The sequence below is a fragment of the Herbidospora daliensis genome (assembly GCF_001570585.1).
Lineage (GTDB): Bacteria > Actinomycetota > Actinomycetes > Streptosporangiales > Streptosporangiaceae > Herbidospora > Herbidospora daliensis.
This window is the reverse complement of sequence record NZ_BBXF01000003.1, coordinates 1,100,124-1,116,559: the sequence shown is the minus strand read 5'-3', so window position 1 is coordinate 1,116,559 and position 16,436 is coordinate 1,100,124. Positions and strand designations below refer to the sequence as shown.

Sequence of the window (16,436 nt, the reverse complement as noted above, 5' to 3'; positions counted from 1 at the left end):
TTTGTCCGGTGCGACGCGTGTGACGAGGTCTTCGCACGCAAGAGCCAGCTCGGGAAGTGCCCGCGGAACGAACGGCACCGCGTGCGACAGGTCAAGGTCAAACTCAGATGCGTCTGTGGACGCCAGTTCGAGCGCTTCGAAAGGGAACTCCCTCGATGCCCGGGGGCGGAGTCGGGTTCCGGACACCGGCTGATCGTTGTGCGATACTCCAGCCTATGATCGAAGGGCTCTTCGACAGAGCGGCTTCGATCTTCGAGCGGCGTTTTCTCAAGAACGCGTTTCTCCCCGTCCTTCTGCTCTGTCCTGCCGTGGCGACCCCCGTGCTCATGCAGGGAGACAGATTCCCGGCTCTGGTCACCTGGTGGAACGGCCAATCGCTCACCGTTCAGTTCGTCGCGTTAGCGGGCTGTTTCGCCGCTTCCTGGTTCGGCGCCGCGATCGTCTCCAGCCAGTGGCGGAACATCATCCGGCTTTATGAGGGATATCCGCTGACACGCTTTTCCCTCCTCGTCCCCTTCGCCCGGCAGGCCGAGGAACGCCATCGCGCCACCCGCCGCCAGATCATCGATTCCGCCGAAAACGCCGACCTCGCCGTCTACCGCGTCTATCCCGACGAGGAGCACGTCCTGCCCACCCGTCTGGGCAACGTGTTGCGCGCCGCGGAGCTCTACCCGATGCGGCGATACGGAGCCGACCTGATCATCGTGTGGCCGCGCCTCTATTACGTCCTCCCCCGCGACATGATCGCGGATGTGGAGGACGCCCGTGCGACGCTGGAGTTCTCTCTCGTCCTGTCGTTGTGGTTCGTCGCTTTCGGGGTCGGCGGCCCGCTGGTCGCGTACACCACTGGATCGTCGATGTCGGCGGGGCTTCTCTGCTTCTTCGGCGGAATGCCGCTCGCCTATTTGCTGTATGTTTCGGCCATCTCGGCGGCTACCGAATACGGCGAGCATCTCAGAAGCGCCTTCGAGCTCCATCGGTTCGACCTGCTCGCCCGCTACCGGCTGCCGTTGCCGAACAACCTTCAGGAGGAGAAGGCCCAGTGGCGTCAGCTCATGAGTTTCATCGTGAGTGGCGCCGAGCCGGACTGGCGTTACGACCCCGACGCGACTGCCCGGCTCGATGAACGGCAATCGTGACGATCACTCCGGCGGCGACGGCCAGCCCGTCTCGGAGGAAGACGAGGGCCACCCGGTGGCAGCCGGCCGATACGCGTCGCTGGAGGATCAGGCCCTCTGGGAGAACCGCCCGGCCCGGCGGCAGACGTACCGGAGCAGGGCGGGGATCATCTCCCGCTACGTCCTGGTCGCGATCGCCGCAGGACTGGCCGTGACGTTCCTGTGGCGGGACGCCGACGCCGACCGGCTACCGGTGCTGGTGCTCAAAGAGGACTTTCCCGCCTACCGCATGCTCACCGAAGGCGACGTGACGCTTTCGACCGCGGCGTCCGCGGGAAGGGACGACTACGTCTCGCTGCCGGTGTCAGGACGGCTCACCTTGAAGGCCGTCAAGAAGAACCAACCGCTGACCCGGGCCGATCTCTCACCGGACGTGACGAAGGTTGTGGGGACCACCCCGATCGTCGCCGGTGTGTCGGTTCCCTATCCCGGTGGTCTCAACGGCGCGCTTCAGCCCGGCGACCACGTCCGGTTGATGTTGACCGGCGCGCGGGCCGAGCTCGACGCCTTCGTCCTGTCGGTGGCCTCCGGGGGCGCGGGCAAGCAGGTCTCACTCGTGGTCGTCCTCAAGCAGAAGGACGCGGAAAGACACGCCGCCGCTCTTCTCGAAGGGCGCATCCTCGTCGTGAAGCGGGCCGGCGGTTAGAGCTCGGCCAGGGCGTCCTTCATGTAGTCGATGAAGTCCCACACGTCCGGCACCATCTCGCGGTCGACGACGATCCCCACGTCCAGGAAACCGTCGTAGGAGAACACCGTGATGTTCATGCCGCCGCTCACGTCGGTGATCACCGACAGCGGGTAGTGGGCGACGATCCGCGAGCCGAGGATGTACAGCGGCAGCTGCGGGCCCGGGACGTTCGACACCATCAGATTCATCGCCGACACCGTGCCCGACGCCAGCCGGAAGGCCGCCCTGTCGGCCAGGCCGCTCAGGGCGGCGGGCATGGCCTGGCTGAAGTCGAGCAGCCAGCGGGCGGGGGCGACGGAGAAACGTTCCTTGACCGTCGCCATGTTGGCGCTGATCATGCGGAGCCGGGTCTCGGGGTCGGAGACGTTCGTCGGCAGGGTCGTGGTGGCCAGCAGGACCTGGTTGCCGAGTTCGGGGCGGACGTTGGAGGAGAACGGGATGCCGACGACCAGCGGTTCGACCGGGAGTTCGTCGCGCTGGGAGAGCCAGCGGCGCAGCGCGGTGGCGGCCACGGCCATGACGACGTCGTTGACGGTCACGCCGTGGTCGTTCTTGACCTTCTTGACCTCGGGGAGCGGCAGGCGGCCGAAGGCGAAGCGGCGGTGCGGTGAGATCGGGCCGGAGAACGGGGTCGCGGGCACGGTCAGCCTGGGCAGGTCGGGCAGCACCGAGCCGGTGTCGCCGGGCCAGCCCGCGCCCCGGATGAAGCGCGACACCATGCCGGTGCCGGGGATCTGGGACACCACGGGGATCTCGTCGAGCCGCGGGATCGCGCCGGCGACGAACCGGAGCAGGGCCTGGGGGCTGTCGAGGAAACGGTCGACGCCCCGGCTCAGCATGACCGCCGGTTCGGGCGCCACGACCGCGAGCTCCTCCGAGGGCGGCACCTCGCGGGGTTCGGGGGTGACGTCCATGAGGGTGGCCAGCACCTCGGCGCCGGCGATGCCGTCGATGGCCGCGTGGTGGACCTTGGTGTAGACGGCCGACCGGCCGCCCTCCAGGTTGTGGATCAGGTACATCTCCCACAGCGGCCGGTGGCGGTCGAGCCGGCGGGCGTGCAGGCGGGCGACCTGTTCGGCGAGCTGGTGGTCGTCGCCGGGGGCCGGGAGCGCCAGTTCGCGCACGTGGTAGTCGAAGTCGACGTCCTTCGACTCGTCCCAGTAGGGGTGGTCGAGGCCGAAGGGGACGCGGACCAGCCGGCGCTTCAGCGGGGGCGCGAGGTGGAGGCGGGAGCGGAGCAGGCCGATGATCCCGGCCCGCGTGACCGACGCGTCCTCCAAAACCGCCAGGCTGGCGATGTGCGCCACGTTCGTGGCCGTTTCGAAGTTCAAGAACTGTGCGTCGAGCGCGCTGAGTTGCCGTCCCATGCAGGGATCATTGCCCATCCGGGGGCCCGGCGAGTCATGAAATGCACGAGTCAGTGACGGTGTGTCGCATCTGGCTGACGCGGGTCGCCGGGATGCTCGAAACCGGGCATCAGGGTGACCTTCGCGCGGTGCCGTCCGTCCAGCCACCGGGCGAACAGGGTCTCCCGCCGCGCGTGGACGAGCTGCGCCTCGATCCGGCCCGACTCCTCCTCGAACGGGCCGGGGTGGCGGTCGCGGTTGCGGTCGTAGTAGCCGCGCACCTCGCCGGGCGGGACCGTCGCCTCGACGCGGGCGAACAGCGCCTGGCCGGCCGGGGTGGCCAGCACGGCGGCGACCACTCCCCCGGTGCGCAGCGCGACCGGCAGCGTCACCGGGACCGCCTCCCCCGCGAGGTCGCACTCCTGGGCGACCACGCGTTCCATGGTCATCAGCTGGACCAGCCAGCGGCGCAGGTTGCGGCCCTCGGGCGAGGCGGGGTGCGGGAGGCGGGCGGCCAGCGGGCCGTCGTACAGGACCGCGAGACGCTCGTCGACCTCGGCGACCGAGACGACCTCGTCGCCGACGGTGGCGGCGATCACGGCAGCACCTCGATCGTCACCGGCTCGGTGTAGTGGACCCGTCCGGCGGAGGCGAGTTTGACCAGGGCCCACCACGTGCCCGGTTCGGGGCCGCCGACGACCGGGAAACGCAGCTCGTGGGTTCCGGGGCCGAAGCCGGTGTGCCACTCGGGCAGCAGGTCGTAGGTGTGCCACGGGCTGATCAGCTGGGCCTGGACGGGCGCGTCGCAGGTCACCCGGATCACGATCGCCGACCGTTCGCCCGCGCGCACCGCGACGTGCGGGCTCTCCGTCGCCGCCTCCAGGGCGGCCGGGCCGAGGCGGTCTTCGAAGGTCTGGCCGTCGAACTCCAGGCGGGCCGTGGTCCAGCCCTCGCTGGGCCACGACCGGAACGCGCCCGGCTCCAGGGTGAAGGCGCGGGTCTGCCCGTCGTCGAGGGTGACCACGCCGTCCACGGTCTGTTCGGTCAGCGACGACGCCACGGTGAGCGTCTCGGCGGTGAGGTGGACGGCGACCGGCAGGTTGCCGACCGGCGCGGGGCCCGTGTTGTGCAGCCAGTAGCGGGTGAACACCGGCTGGCAGGGCTCGGCCCCCGGGGCCGCCCCGCCGCCGTCGGCGTCGCGGGTGCAGGTGACGACGTCCATGCCGGTCACCGGCCCGTCGGGGACCTCGCGGGTCTCCAGCAGGTCAGTCCGCCGCCATCCGGGCAGGTCGATCTGTTCGGTACGCCCATGCGGCTCGTACAGCCGCATCGTCATGCCGGTGACCCGGCCCGGCAGCCGGCCCGTCGCGATCGGGTTGCCCGCGGGCTTCAGCGCGGTCAGCACCAGGTTGGGCGGCACGTCCAGCAGCGACCCGGCGGCGGGTTCGCCCCGCACGCCCCGGTCGCGGGCGATCAGCGGGTGGTTGACGTCGTGGCCCTCGCGGACCAGGCCGGTATCGCGCCAGTCGCCGGGGCCCGCGACGAGGGCGTACTCGAAGCGGTGGGTCCAGTGCTGGAGCTGGAAGCCGCTGCCGTCGGGCACCGTCCGGCGGGGCGGGTCGATCCAGATGCCCGACGGCCAGCCCGTGCACGACCGCAGCAGCGACAGGTTGAGGGCCCCGCCGGGCTCGACCGCGAAGCCGGGCACGCCCCGGTTGATCATCCCGACCGTGTAGGGCTGGTAGCTCTCCCCGCCGGCCTCGACGACCGCGTCGGCCAGGTCGTCGATCAGCGCGCCGACCTCGTCGGCACCGATCGACAGGACCGGGAGCGCGTCGGCCGCCGTGAGGTCGGCGCTCGGCACCCAGACCTCGGTGAGCGGCCTGGCGGCCGGGTGCCAGCCTTTCGGCCAGGGCGTCTCGCCGACCGCGATCCGGACGTCGGGCAGGTTGGAGTCGACCGCCAGATCGCCGTAGCGGGGGCCGTCGGCGCGCGAGACGGTGGCCGTGACGCCCTGCTTGACCAGCGCGACCGCGAGCGCCCGCAGGGCCGGCACCGGCACGTCGGGCCCGGCGACGATCTCGGCCACGCCGACGGGCCGCCCGCCGATCCGGCAGGTGGACGACAGGGCGAACCAGTTGTGCGCGGGGTTGTCGAGGGTCCACGGATGGTCGGCGGTGTCGGCGTCGATGAGCGCGAAACCCCGTCCGACCACGGCGTTGCCGACCTCGCTGACCGGCAGCGCGCCCTCGACGGCGACCGGCCAGCGGAGCCGGACCAGCTGGTCGGCCCCGTCGAAGTCGAGCCGGGTCGTCAGGTCGACGCGCCGCAGGCCCTGCCAGAGGGTGATCTCCTGCACGTACCGGACCGGCCCGAACGCGCCGCGCACCACGAGCCGCTCCCCGGCGGCCGACCGCTCGGCCACCACCTCGGCGGCGCACTGCGACGACCCCGTCCGGGTCCCCTTGGGCACCAGGTGCCAGGGCCCTTCGTGAAATTTCGGATGGGCCGGGTATTCGTCGTGGACGACCAGCTCGTTGCCCACCTCGCCGGGCTGGATCAGCTCCCGCCCGCCGGTGACCCAGCTCGACAGCCCGCCGCCCCGGGCGGGGTCGGCGGTGAGGGCGTGGCTCTCGTTGGCGATCGACACGCCCCCGGCGGGCAGCCATCCGGCGTTCACGCCGGGGGTGAAGGAGAAGGTGCGGTAGCCGAGCGGCGGCACGTCCTCGGCCAGGAACACCACGTCGGCCTCGACGAGGAAGCCCTCGTCGTCGACGACCGCGTTCTCGACCACCACCGGCTCGGCGATCCCGCGCCAGCCGGGCGGCGGCGTCAGGCGTACCCGGACGACGTCGGTGCGCGGCCACGACGACGGGTTCCAGACCACCACCCCGCTCAGCCCCGCGCCGAGCACCTCCAGCGCGCCGTCGAGGGTCCGCGAACCGATCGTGTACGCCTCCCGCCACCCCGTCAGCAGGTCGAGGTAGACCTGGTCGGACTCCGACCCGGTGATCGCGTCGTGGTGGGCCCCGTAGACGAGCTGCCGCCACGCCTTGTCCATCAGCGCGAACGGGTAGGCGGCCCCGTTCCGCACCGAGGCGAGGGTGGCGAACTTCTCGGCGTCGGCGACGGCGACCTCGGCCCGGCGCTGCGCCTGCTTGGTGTCGATGTAGGAGACGTCCTTGCCGGTGTAGACGGGGTTCATGTCGCGCGTCTGCGGCAGGAACTCCGCGCGCTCGGCCCGGACGGCGGCGAAGAACTCCTTCGGCAGCCCGCAGACGAACCGGGGCCAGGCGTAGCGGGTGGCCCACTCGCGCTGGATGTCCATGATCCACTTGTTGGGCGGCGTGTAGTCGGTGCCGACCGGCAGCAGCACGTTCCGGGTGGCCGCGACCTGCTTGAGCGCCAGGAACCACGCGTACACCTGCTCCGCCGCCTCGTCGACGGTCGTCGAGGAGTCCATCCACCACCCGGCGCTGTAGTGGCCGGGCATGTAGTGGGTCAGCACCCCCTCGCCCGACGGGGCGACCCAGTCGAACTCGGCCGGGAACTGCATCCGGCGCGGGTCGCCGCCGCCCAGCATCGGCCCCCACTGGTGGAACGGCCCCCGCGCCCAGGAGCTCGACGTCAGCCCGGCCGCGGCGGCCAGGCCGGGGAACTGGGGGTCGTGCCCGAAGGCGTCGAGCTGCCAGGCGGTGTGCGGGTCGCCGCCGAGGACGTCGCGTTGGAAACCCGCGCCGTGGACGAGGTTGCGGATCGTCGACTCGGCGCTCGTCAGGTTGGTGTTGGGCTCGTTGTAGGTGCCGCCCATGATCTCCACGCGGCCCTCCTCGATGAGCCGGCGCAGGTAGGCGCGGTGCTCGGGGTGGGCGTCCCAGAAGGGCTTGAGGTAGTCGACCTCGGCCAGCACGAACCTGTAATCGGGCTCCCGGCGGGCGGTCTCCAGGTGCAGGTGGACGAGTTCGAAGCCGGCGTGCTGGAACGACTGGCGGGTGGCCTGGGCGGCCTCGCCCGCCGTGTCCCACGTGGTGGTGTAGGCGGCCTGGGTGTTCCACCAGACGGGGTCGTAGTGGAAGTGGGAGACCATCCAGACGGTCCAGCCGGGTTCGGCGACGACGATCGCGGCGGATTTCTCGTCGCCGCCCGCCCGCACGGTGACGGCCGCGGTCGCACCCGGCGGCCGGTCGGTCGTGACCGGGACCTCGACGACACCCGATCCGACGGCGGCGCCCGCCATCTCGCCGGTGATCACCACCTCGGCGGGAGCGCCCTCTTCGAGGGTGACCCGGACGATCTGGCGCGGGCCCTCGGCGAACAGTTCCGTACCGGCGATCTCGGCGATCCGCATGCGGCAAGGATCACATATCGCGTGATTTCACGGGCGCAGCCGCATCAGCGTCTCGGCCACCGGGACGACGGGCTCGCCCAGGTCGTACTGGCTGAACAGGTGGACGTCGTCGCCGGTGTCGATCTCGAGGATGGTGGTCCGCATCCCGTAGCGGGCGCGTTCGTCGACCTTGATGCGCTCGATCTCGCTCCAGGCGATGCGGCGGCGGCCGGCGAAGCCCTCGACCACCGTGATGCCGCCCTGGTCGGCGCTCAGGCGCACCCGCGCGAGCACGTCGCGGGCGGTGAAGGCGGCCAGCACGACCGTGGCGACGCCCGTCAGGATCAGGGCGCGGAGGTCGCCGGCGAGCCAGCCGTAGAGGACCAGGAGCAAGCAGATCAGGGTCCCGGCGGCCTTCACGGCCACGACTTTGGCGGGGACCTGCCAGACGTTCATCCTCGCAGGTTACTGCGCCGGGAGACTTTGCCCTCCCTAGGTGCGAAGCGGGATATACAGGGAAGTGAACGATGAATGTGCGCGCCGTCCGGCGTGCGAGTCGATATTCCGCCCGCCGGAGGCACCATGAGCAGGCAGATCGCCAGCGCGTACCAGCAGGTGACAGTCGCGGAGCTCGAAGCGCGGGTCCGGGGGCTGGAGACGCAGGTCGCCCATCTCACCGAGATGCTGGAAGCCCTCACCGAAGAGCGCGAGTGATCCGGGGCCTTTCCGGGCGTCCCGCATAGACCGGATCTCCCCGCCCGGCTTCCCGGATGAGCCGCCGGAAACCCCCCATTCTTCCGGCCCTTTCTCCCTATTCATCGGGTATCTCTCCGGCGATTTACCGACACGTCCTGAAAAAGACATGAAATGTCATACTGAGTGACGCCCGGCATGGCACTATCGCCGGGTCCGTTCGTGCCCGGCCAGCCTCTGGGGGAACAACCAGCGATGCCGCCTGTCCACGGAGCCGGCGAGGATGTCCGCACCTCCGGCCCGACCGCGCTCCGCATGCTCGTCGGCGCCCAGTTGCGGGAACTGCGGGAGACGCGGCGGATCACCCGGGAGGACGCCGGCTTCGCCATCCGCGCCTCCGCCTCGAAGATCAGCCGCATGGAGACGGGCCAGGCCACCTTCAAGCCCCGCGACGTGGCCGACCTGCTCACCCTCTACGGCGTCACCGACGACAGGGAACGGTCGGCGATCATGATCCTGGCCCGACGGGCCAACGAGCCCAGCTGGTGGCATCCGCTGCGCGAGGTCGTGCCCGACTGGTTCGAGCCGTGCCTCGGCCTGGAGCAGGACGCGGCGCTGATCCGCACGTACGAGGTCCAGTTCGTCCCCGGCCTCCTCCAGACCCCCGGCTACGCCCGCGCGGTCGTCTCCCACGCCCACCGCGTCTACGACGAAGACCAGGTGGCCAAGCGCGTCGAGCTGCGCATGCGGCGGCAGCGCATCCTGGTCGGCACCTCCCCGGTGAAACTGTGGGCGGTCGTCGACGAGGCGGCCCTGCGCCGCACCATCGGCGGCCCGGCCGTGATGCGGGAGCAGCTGCGCCACCTCGACGAGATGAGCCGGCTGCCGAACGTGACCGTCCAGATCGTCCCGCTCGACTCGGGCTACGTCTCGCGCGGCATCGGCCCGGTCACCCTGCTGCGGCTGGCGGGGGGCGCCCTGCCCGACGTGATCTACCTGGAGCGGCTCGGCGACGCGCAGTACCTGACCAAGGACCACGAGGTGCAGCCGTATCTGCACCTGCTCAACGAGGCCGGCACCGAGGCGGAGCCGGCCACCGCGACGAGCGGGATCCTGCGGCGCTGCATGGCCGACCTCTAGGGTTTGCGGGCCACCCCGACCAGGGCGTCGACCGGTGACGGCGGGCCGAAGGGGTCGGGGTCGGGGCGCCACTGGGTGATCGGCACAACGCCCGGCTCGACCAGGTCGAAGCCGTCGAAGAAGCGGCTGAACTCCTCGTGGTTCCGCAGCGTGTACGGCGCTCCCGGGCCCTCGTTGAGGTCGTCCTGGGCCTTGTCGAGGGCCTCGCCCGTCACGACGTTGGAGCCGTCCCAGACGGCCAGGTAGCTGCCGGAGGGCAGCGGCTCCATCAGGGTGCGGACGATGTCGTAGGCGCCCTCGTCGGGGCCCACGTAGCCGAGGATGCCCATCAGCATCAGCGCCACGGGGCGGTCGAAGTCGAGCGACTTGGCGGCCCCGGCCAGGATGCGGGCGGGGTCGCGCAGGTCGGCGTCCATGTAGTCGGTCACGCCCTCGCGGGTGCCGACGAGCAGGGCGCGCGCGTGGGAGAGCACGAGGGGGTCGTTGTCGACGTACACGACGCGGGCCTCGGGGTTGATGCGCTGGGCCAGGTCGTGGGTGTTGTCGACGGTCGGCAGGCCGGTGCCGACGTCGAGGAACTGGCTGACGCCCTCGGCGCTGACGTGGCGGACGATCCGCGACAGCAGGTAACGCGAGAGCCGGGCGATCGCCACGATGTCGGGGAACGACGCGGCGAACTGGTCTCCGGCGACCCGGTCAACCTCGTAGTGGTCTTTGCCGCCCAGCCAGTAGTTCCACATCCGGGCCGAATGGGGGACGGTCGTGTCGATCCGGGGGTTGGTCACGGGGTCTCCTGTCAGGTCTGCTCCCCCAGAACCTACTGTTTTCCGGAGCCTCTAAGTGGTTTCCGGATATTTCCCGATTGTGGCGTCGGACGGGCAACTTCGTACTCAATGCCATGAGGGCCAATCCCACCAGCATCAGGACGGAGATGATGAAAAGGGCCGCGATCGCCATCGCCAGGATCGATGCGAGCATGGCGGCGACACCCAGTAGCTCGATCATGCGGCCGTTTTGCCCGGTATGACCATTCTCATTCCTTACTCGGGGGCGAGGTCCGAACCCCCCAGGACGTCCAGCCGCCGGAAGATCACACCCTCGCGCAGCGCCCAGGGGCAGATCTCCAGCGCCGGCACCTGGAACAGGTCCATCGTCGCATCCGCCACGAGTGCGCCCGCCAGCAACTGCCCGGCCCGGCCGGCCGACACCCCCGGCAGGGCGGCCCGGCGGTCGGCCGACATCTCGCCCATCCGGGCCGCCCACGTCGAGACGGCCTCGTGGCTGAGGTTGCGGCGGATGTAGGGGCCCTCGCTCGACGGCGCGGCCCCGGCCATCCTGGCCAGCTGCTTGAAGGTCTTGGACGTCGCCACGGCGTGGTCGGGCGGGCCGTAGCGGGTGACGTCGCCGACGCGGCGGCCGATCTCGGTCCGGATGTGGCGGCGCAGGGCGCGGATCTCCTCGGGGGTGGGCGGGTCCTCGGTGAACCAGTCGCGGGTCAGCCGCCCGGCCCCCAGGGGCAGCGAGACGGCCGCGTCGGGGGCCTCGTCGATGCCGGAGGCGATCTCCAGGGAGCCCCCGCCGATGTCGAGCACCAGCAGGCGGCCCGACGACCAGCCGTACCAGCGCCGGACGGCCAGGAACGTCAGCCGGGCCTCCTCGGCGCCGGAGAGGACCTGGATGTCGACCTGGGTCTGGCCCTTGATCTCGGCCAGCACCTCTTCGCCGTTGCGGGCCTCGCGGACGGCGGAGGTGGCGAAGGCCACCAGGTCCTCACAACCCTTGTCCTCGGCGAAGCGCAGGGCCTCCTCGACGAAGTCGCGGAGCCGGGCGGCCCCCTCTTCGGAGAGGCGGTGGTCGTCGATGTGTTCGGCGAGTCTCATGTCGACCTTGTGGGAGAACGCCGGCTGGGGCCGGGCCCCCCGGTGTGCGTCCATCACGAGGAGATGCACCGTGTTGGAACCCACGTCGAGGACACCTAGTCGCATGCTCATGACGGTATCGCCCTTTTCGGAACGTTCCTGTCGTCGTTACCCCGTCGGAATGACGAAAAGTCACACTCTGGCCCGAAAAGCAGCGGTTTTCGTACGATTTTGGCACGCCGTGGAGCAGAAGCGGCGGGTGCCGTTGCGGGAGACGTCCACGAAGACGCGGTCGCAGCGGTCGGCCGTGCAGACCCCCAGGCGGTCGTGGAACTCCCCGCCCAGCACGATCGCCAGCGCGGTGGCCCCCGACGCCACCCAGTTGGCGGCCCAGGTGCCGGTCGTGCCGTGGAAGTGGAGATGCCAGGGCTCGCCGTCGTGGCCGCTGAGGTGGGGGCGGGCGTCGGTGGCGTCGAGCACCCGGTTGATCACCGTGCAGGCGTGGTCGTGGTCGCCGGAGAAGGCCGCGCGCAGGTCGGCCGCGTAGCCCGCCAGCTCGGCCACGTCGGCCTCCGACAGCTCTCCCCGCTCGCGCAGCGCCGCGGCGACCTCCGCGGTCAGCTCGGGGCCCGACGGCACCGCGTAGGGCCGTCCCCGGCGCTCGCCCGGGGTCAGCACGTTCACCACGGTCACGAACATGGCCACGACGGCGTCGGTGTGACTGTTGAAGTTCACTTGACCAGTTACGCCCTTCATGATTACGGTAACTGCCACAAGCCTAGACGACAGTTACAAGGGAGACGACCGTGACACTCACCCGCGAGCACGCCAAGCAGTGGCTCGACCGCTGGGACCGCCAGCAGGAGGGCTACCACCCCGCCCGCGAGGAGCGCTTCGCGACCCTGATCGACGCCGTGGTCGAGTCGGCCGGCCGGCCCGACCCGATCGTGCTGGACCTCGGCTGCGGGCCCGGGTCGCTCGGCGTCCGGCTGAAAAAGCGGCTGCCACGGGCGACCGTGATCGGCTTCGACACCGACCCGCTGCTGACGGCGCTCGGCCAGGCCGCCTACGACGGGCTCCGGTTCGTGGACGCCGACCTGCGCACCCCGGGGTGGAGCGCGGCGGCGGAGCTCCCCCGCCTCGCTGACGCCGCGGTCAGCACGACCGCGCTCCACTGGCTCCCGGAAGGGCCCCTGACCGACCTCTACGGGGAGCTGTCCACGGTGCTGCGGCCGGGTGGCATCTTCCTCAACGGCGACCAGATGGCCTCGCCCGACGGCAGCCGCCTGGCCGTCCTCGAGCGCGCCCTGGCCGGCCGCGCCACCGACCGGCGTTTTCCCCAGGGACGCCCGGAGAACTGGGCCGACTGGTGGGCGGCGGTCGAGCGGGACCCCGTCCTGACCGGCCTGCACGCCGACCGCGAGAAGCGCCGCGAGATGGCCGCGCACCACGGCTCGGAGTCGCTGCGCCTGGAGACCCACGTGACCGCGCTGGCCAAGGCGGGCTTCGCCGAGATCGGCACGGTGTGGCAGGAGGGCGACGACCGGCTGCTGTGCGCGTTCCTGCCGTAGTCGTCACACCGTCCCGGTGTAGTTGAGCGCCAGCTCCGCCGCCGCGGCCTCGGAGGTCGCGATGCGGTGGAGCTGGGCCAGCTGGAGCCGGGTGTCGTAGTCGGACTGGCCGGGCGCCAGGTGCAGCATCGTGGTCATGAACCAGGAGAAGTGCTCGGCCCGCCAGACGCGCCGCAGGCAGATGTCGCCGTAGTCGGCGAGCAGGTCCTCCTTCCCGGTACGCCGCCAGTGCTCCAGCGCCCGCGCCAGCACCACCACGTCGGCGACGGCCAGGTTGAGGCCCTTGGCGCCCGTCGGCGGCACGATGTGGGCGGCGTCCCCGGCCAGGAACAGCCGGCCGTGGCGCATCGGCTCGGTGACGAAGCTGCGCATCGGGGTGACGGCCTTGGCGGTGATCGGCCCCCGGGCCAGCTTCCAGTCGCCGTCGATCGCGAACCGCAGGTCGAGTTCGTCCCAGATCTGCTCGTCGCCCCAGTCGGCGGGGTCGGTGTCGTTGGGCACCTGGAGGTAGAGGCGGCTGACCGTCGGGGAGCGCATGCTGTGCAGCGCGAAGCCGCGCGGCGAGTGGGCGTAGATGAGCTCGTCGGTCGAGGGGGCGACGTCGGCCAGCACGCCGAGCCACGAGTAGGGGTAGTCGGCCTCGTAGACCCGGCCCGACGGCACGGCGGCCCGCGAGATGCCGTGGAAGCCGTCGGCCCCCACGATGAAGTCGCAGGTCAGGGTCTTCTCCTGGCCCTCGTGCCGGTACGTCACGTAGCCGTCGCCGATGGCGGTCGCCTGGGCCTCGAACAGCAGCGGGCCGCCCTCGTCGAGCTGGAGGGCGACCAGGTCCTTCACGATCTCGGTCTGGGCGTAGATCATGACGGTGCTGCCGCCGGTCAGGGCCGGGAAGTCGAGGCGGTGGGCGCGCCGGTCGAAGCGCAGCTCGATGCCGTTGTGCGGGAGCCCCTCGCGGTCCATGCGCGCGCCGGCGCCGCACTCGCGCAGCGCGTCGACGGTGCCCTGTTCGAGCATGCCGGCCCGCTGGCGCTGCTCGACGTAGGCGCGGTCGCGGCTCTCCAGCACGACGGAGTCGATCCCGGCGTTGTGCAGCATCCGGGCCAGCAGCAGGCCCGCCGGGCCGCCGCCGATGATCGCGACCGTGGTGTGGGTCATTCCAGGCTCCCTAGCGTACGTTGGGCGACGGCGAAGGCGGCGTTGGCGGCCGGGACGCCGCAGTAGATCGCGGTCTGGAGGAGGACTTCCTTGATCTCGTCGGGCGTGAGTCCGTTGCGGATCGCGGCCCGGACGTGCATGGCCAGCTCGTCGAGGTGGCCGCCCGCGACCAGCGCGGTGAGGGTGACGCAGCTGCGGGTCTTCCGGTCGAGACCCGGGCGGGTCCAGATCTCGCCCCAGGCGTAGCGGGTGATGAGGTCCTGGAAGTCGGCGGTGAAGCCGGTGGTGTTCGCCACGGCCCGGTCGACGTGGTCGTCGCCGAGCACGGCGCGGCGCACCGTCATGCCGTCGGTCTGGGGCAGGTGGGCGCGCATGGCCGCCACGACGGCGTCGGGCCGCTCGACCGGGGCCAGGTGGGCGGCGCCGGGGAGCTCGTGCAGGGCCGCGCCGGGGATGCCGTCGGCCAGTTCCCGCGCGACCGCCGGGGGGACGGCCGGGTCGTCGCGGCCGGCGATGACGAGGGTCGGGGCCGTGATGGCCGGGAGCTCGGCCCGGACGTCGTAGCCCGCGAGGGCCTCGCAGCACTCGGCGTAGCCCTCGTCGGCGGCGGCCAGCAGGTCGTCGATCATGGCCTGCCCGGCGGCCTTGTCGGCGTCCGGGGTGAACCAGCGCCCCCACGCGAGGTCGGCGATCGCCCGGGTGCCCTGGTTGCGGACCAGCGCGGAACGTTCGTGCCAGCTCTCCTCGGTGCCGAACTTGGCGGCCGAGCAGACCATCGTCAGCGAGAGCACCCGGTCGGGGTGCCGCAGCGCCAGCCACGCGCCGATCGCGCCGCCCAGGGAGATCCCGGCGTAGTGGAAGGCGTCCGCCCCCGCGGCGTCGGCGACCCCGGCGACGAGCGCGGCCAGCGACTCCATCGAGGCCGCCCCCTGGACGACCTTCGAGGCGCCGTGGCCGGGAAGGTCGTACCGGACGACCTTGAAGTGCCGCGACAGGGCGGCGGCCGGGGCGTCCCAGACCCGGAGCGAGGTGCCCAGAGACGGCCCGAGGATCAGCGCGGGCGCGTGCGCGGGCCCGTCAACGCGGAAGTTCAACATCGGCGATCTCCTTGAGGGGACGGTCGAGAGCTCGATCGACGAGTTCCCCCGCCGCACCGGAATAGCCGGTCGGCTCGAAAAGCCCGGATTCGAGACGAATCACCCGCCCCGGCCCTTCGTCCGCGGACTCGAACCGGATGGAGCCCGCAGACGCATCCGGGCGCTCTTCTTTTTCGTTCTCCGGGTCGGGATGGATCACGGGTGACCCGTCTATTTCGACGGATATTTCGGCATTCGCGCAGGCGAGTTCGAAAGCCTGGCGGAGTGGCATGCGGAGGCGGGCCGCGTCGCGGGAGGCGGTTTCGAGGAGGTCCCGCGCCGCCTTCCTCCCGATCTGGCGGGACAACTCGCCCATGACGCGTTCGGCCACGATCAGGCCGCCCGTGAGCGACAGGTTCTCCCGCATCCGCGCCGGGTGGACCCGCAGGCCGCCCGCGAGCGTGGCCGTGTGGTGGGCCGCTCCCCCGGCCAGGCGCAGCAGGGTGCGCAGGGGTTCCCATTCGGCGTGCCATGCCCCGGCGGGGCGTTCGTCCTCGGCGGCCATCGCGCCGTAGAGGGTGGCGGCCAGTGCCGGGGCCTGGCGGGCGCAGGCGGCGATCAGGGTGGCGTGGACGGGGTTGCTCTTGTGCGGCATCGCCGACGAGCCGCCGCCCGAGCCCTCGGTGACCTCGCCGATCTCGGTGCGCGACGACACCAGGACGTCGGCCGCGATCTTGCCGAGCGCGCCGCAGCAGAAGGCCAGCGCCCCGGCGAGGTCGGCGACCGGGGTGCGCAGCACGTGCCAGGGCAGCAGCGGCGCCGCGAGGCCGGTCTCCCGGGCGAACCGCTCCATGAGCGGGACCGAGAGCGTGGCCAGGGTGCCCCCGGCGCCGCCGAGCTGCGCGGGCAGGGTCACCGCGCCGAGCCGCTCGTGGGCGTCGAGCACCAGCGACCGCCACCCGGCCGCCTTCAGTCCGAACGTGGTCGGCACGGCGTGCTGGGTGAGGGTGCGGCCGGGCATCGGGGTGTCCCGGTACTCCCGGGCCAGCCCGGCCAGCGCCCCGGCGGCCGAGGCGAGGTCGAGCAGGATCAGCCGCCGCGCCCGCGCCGCGACCAGCATGAGCCCGGTGTCCATGACGTCCTGGCTCGTCGCCCCGTCATGAGCACCCTCGGGCAACGCCTTGACCAGCGGAATCACGGGGTTCCCCCCGCTGTGGTCGAGCGTCCCGGCCGCCGACTCGATGGCGGCGGCCAGGTCGGGGCGGTTCTGGGCGCGGGCCAGGGCCGCCTCCGCGTCCACCAGGGCGCGGAGGACGGCCGTGTCGGCGGTCGCCCCGTCGATCGGGGTGCCGGACCAGGCCGGGCCGAGGAGGCCGTCACCGGTGATCACGAGAGCCTCCGGG

The 16,436-nt window shown here is 71.5% G+C and carries 15 protein-coding genes; 5 read left to right on the top strand and 10 right to left on the bottom strand.

Translation table 11 applies throughout. From position 1 onward, the window contains the following. The first annotated feature begins 215 nt into the window (after positions 1 to 215). Positions 216 to 1,139: a hypothetical protein gene (locus AW274_RS20025; RefSeq protein WP_062434427.1), complete on the top strand. Its 924-nt coding sequence runs from the start codon at positions 216 to 218 to the stop codon at positions 1,137 to 1,139. Beyond that, positions 1,123 to 1,824, top strand: a complete 702-nt coding sequence (locus tag AW274_RS20020) for a CpaB family protein (RefSeq protein WP_062434424.1) — start codon at positions 1,123 to 1,125, stop codon at positions 1,822 to 1,824. The genes AW274_RS20025 and AW274_RS20020 overlap by 17 nt, the downstream gene beginning before the upstream one ends. On the opposite strand, the gene AW274_RS20015 is transcribed toward AW274_RS20020, so the two are convergent. From AW274_RS20015 to AW274_RS20000, 4 genes are read right to left on the bottom strand one after another with little or no spacing between them, the layout of a single operon-like run. Continuing rightward, positions 1,821 to 3,233: a WS/DGAT/MGAT family O-acyltransferase gene (locus AW274_RS20015; RefSeq protein WP_062434421.1), complete on the bottom strand. Its 1,413-nt coding sequence runs from the start codon at positions 3,231 to 3,233 to the stop codon at positions 1,821 to 1,823. The genes AW274_RS20020 and AW274_RS20015 overlap by 4 nt on opposite strands. Positions 3,234 to 3,283: 50 nt before the next feature. Next, positions 3,284 to 3,811: a DUF7158 domain-containing protein gene (locus AW274_RS20010; protein ID WP_062434418.1), complete on the bottom strand. Its 528-nt coding sequence runs from the start codon at positions 3,809 to 3,811 to the stop codon at positions 3,284 to 3,286. Further along, a complete protein-coding gene (locus tag AW274_RS20005; RefSeq protein WP_062434415.1) occupies positions 3,808 to 7,560 on the bottom strand; it encodes a glycoside hydrolase family 38 N-terminal domain-containing protein in 3,753 nt (1,250 codons plus the stop codon). The genes AW274_RS20010 and AW274_RS20005 overlap by 4 nt, the downstream gene beginning before the upstream one ends. Positions 7,561 to 7,587: 27 nt before the next feature. Further along, on the bottom strand, positions 7,588 to 7,995 hold the full coding sequence (locus AW274_RS20000; protein WP_062434412.1) for a PH domain-containing protein: 408 nt from the start codon (positions 7,993 to 7,995) through the stop codon (positions 7,588 to 7,590). 126 nt (positions 7,996 to 8,121) lie between these two features. Between AW274_RS20000 and AW274_RS42655 the strand changes: the two genes are divergently transcribed. Both AW274_RS42655 and AW274_RS19995 read left to right on the top strand, forming a co-directional pair. Continuing rightward, on the top strand, positions 8,122 to 8,253 hold the full coding sequence (locus tag AW274_RS42655; RefSeq protein WP_269750590.1) for a hypothetical protein: 132 nt from the start codon (positions 8,122 to 8,124) through the stop codon (positions 8,251 to 8,253). Between the two features lie 234 nt (positions 8,254 to 8,487). Then, positions 8,488 to 9,372 (top strand): helix-turn-helix domain-containing protein, encoded by an 885-nt coding sequence (locus tag AW274_RS19995; protein ID WP_062434409.1) that lies wholly within the window; start codon positions 8,488 to 8,490, stop codon positions 9,370 to 9,372. On the opposite strand, the gene AW274_RS19990 is transcribed toward AW274_RS19995, so the two are convergent. The 3 genes from AW274_RS19990 to AW274_RS19980 form a co-directional block, all read right to left on the bottom strand. Further along, positions 9,369 to 10,157, bottom strand: a complete 789-nt coding sequence (locus AW274_RS19990) for an SAM-dependent methyltransferase (RefSeq protein WP_269750589.1) — start codon at positions 10,155 to 10,157, stop codon at positions 9,369 to 9,371. The two genes, AW274_RS19995 and AW274_RS19990, sit on opposite strands and share 4 nt — an antisense overlap. Positions 10,158 to 10,412: 255 nt before the next feature. After that, entirely contained in the window at positions 10,413 to 11,357 is a 945-nt protein-coding gene (locus AW274_RS19985; RefSeq protein WP_062434753.1) for a Ppx/GppA family phosphatase, read from the bottom strand. Between the two features lie 66 nt (positions 11,358 to 11,423). Next, positions 11,424 to 11,966 (bottom strand): CGNR zinc finger domain-containing protein, encoded by a 543-nt coding sequence (locus tag AW274_RS19980; RefSeq protein WP_062434402.1) that lies wholly within the window; start codon positions 11,964 to 11,966, stop codon positions 11,424 to 11,426. Between the two features lie 71 nt (positions 11,967 to 12,037). Here AW274_RS19980 and AW274_RS19975 point away from each other — a divergent pair, with 71 nt between their 5' ends. Then, positions 12,038 to 12,802, top strand: a complete 765-nt coding sequence (locus tag AW274_RS19975) for a class I SAM-dependent methyltransferase (RefSeq protein ID WP_062434399.1) — start codon at positions 12,038 to 12,040, stop codon at positions 12,800 to 12,802. 3 nt (positions 12,803 to 12,805) lie between these two features. On the opposite strand, the gene AW274_RS19970 is transcribed toward AW274_RS19975, so the two are convergent. Genes AW274_RS19970 through AW274_RS19960 form a run of 3 tightly spaced genes read right to left on the bottom strand, consistent with a single transcriptional unit; the run spans position 12,806 to position 16,423 of the window. Further along, a complete protein-coding gene (locus tag AW274_RS19970) occupies positions 12,806 to 13,957 on the bottom strand; it encodes a 4-hydroxybenzoate 3-monooxygenase (protein WP_062434396.1) in 1,152 nt (383 codons plus the stop codon). Then, a complete protein-coding gene (gene pcaDC / locus AW274_RS19965) occupies positions 13,954 to 15,054 on the bottom strand; it encodes a bifunctional 3-oxoadipate enol-lactonase/4-carboxymuconolactone decarboxylase PcaDC (RefSeq protein WP_062434393.1) in 1,101 nt (366 codons plus the stop codon). Before pcaDC ends, AW274_RS19970 begins: the two co-directional genes overlap by 4 nt. Then, positions 15,035 to 16,423, bottom strand: a complete 1,389-nt coding sequence (locus AW274_RS19960) for a lyase family protein (RefSeq protein ID WP_157520474.1) — start codon at positions 16,421 to 16,423, stop codon at positions 15,035 to 15,037. The genes pcaDC and AW274_RS19960 overlap by 20 nt, the downstream gene beginning before the upstream one ends. Positions 16,424 to 16,436 lie beyond the last annotated feature (13 nt).

What these genes read in the sequence shown, in the direction of transcription:
- AW274_RS19995 (WP_062434409.1), top strand. Translation starts at nt 8,488, where the DNA reads ATGCCGCCTGTCCACGGAGCCGGCGAGGATGTCCGCACCTCCGGCCCG.
- AW274_RS20005 (WP_062434415.1), bottom strand. Translation starts at nt 7,560, where the DNA reads ATGCGGATCGCCGAGATCGCCGGTACGGAACTGTTCGCCGAGGGCCCG.
- pcaDC (WP_062434393.1), bottom strand. Translation starts at nt 15,054, where the DNA reads ATGTTGAACTTCCGCGTTGACGGGCCCGCGCACGCGCCCGCGCTGATC.
- AW274_RS42655 (WP_269750590.1), top strand. Translation starts at nt 8,122, where the DNA reads ATGAGCAGGCAGATCGCCAGCGCGTACCAGCAGGTGACAGTCGCGGAG.
- AW274_RS19970 (WP_062434396.1), bottom strand. Translation starts at nt 13,957, where the DNA reads ATGACCCACACCACGGTCGCGATCATCGGCGGCGGCCCGGCGGGCCTG.
- AW274_RS20025 (WP_062434427.1), top strand. Translation starts at nt 216, where the DNA reads ATGATCGAAGGGCTCTTCGACAGAGCGGCTTCGATCTTCGAGCGGCGT.
- AW274_RS20015 (WP_062434421.1), bottom strand. Translation starts at nt 3,233, where the DNA reads ATGGGACGGCAACTCAGCGCGCTCGACGCACAGTTCTTGAACTTCGAA.
- AW274_RS19985 (WP_062434753.1), bottom strand. Translation starts at nt 11,357, where the DNA reads ATGCGACTAGGTGTCCTCGACGTGGGTTCCAACACGGTGCATCTCCTC.
- AW274_RS20020 (WP_062434424.1), top strand. Translation starts at nt 1,123, where the DNA reads ATGAACGGCAATCGTGACGATCACTCCGGCGGCGACGGCCAGCCCGTC.
- AW274_RS20000 (WP_062434412.1), bottom strand. Translation starts at nt 7,995, where the DNA reads ATGAACGTCTGGCAGGTCCCCGCCAAAGTCGTGGCCGTGAAGGCCGCC.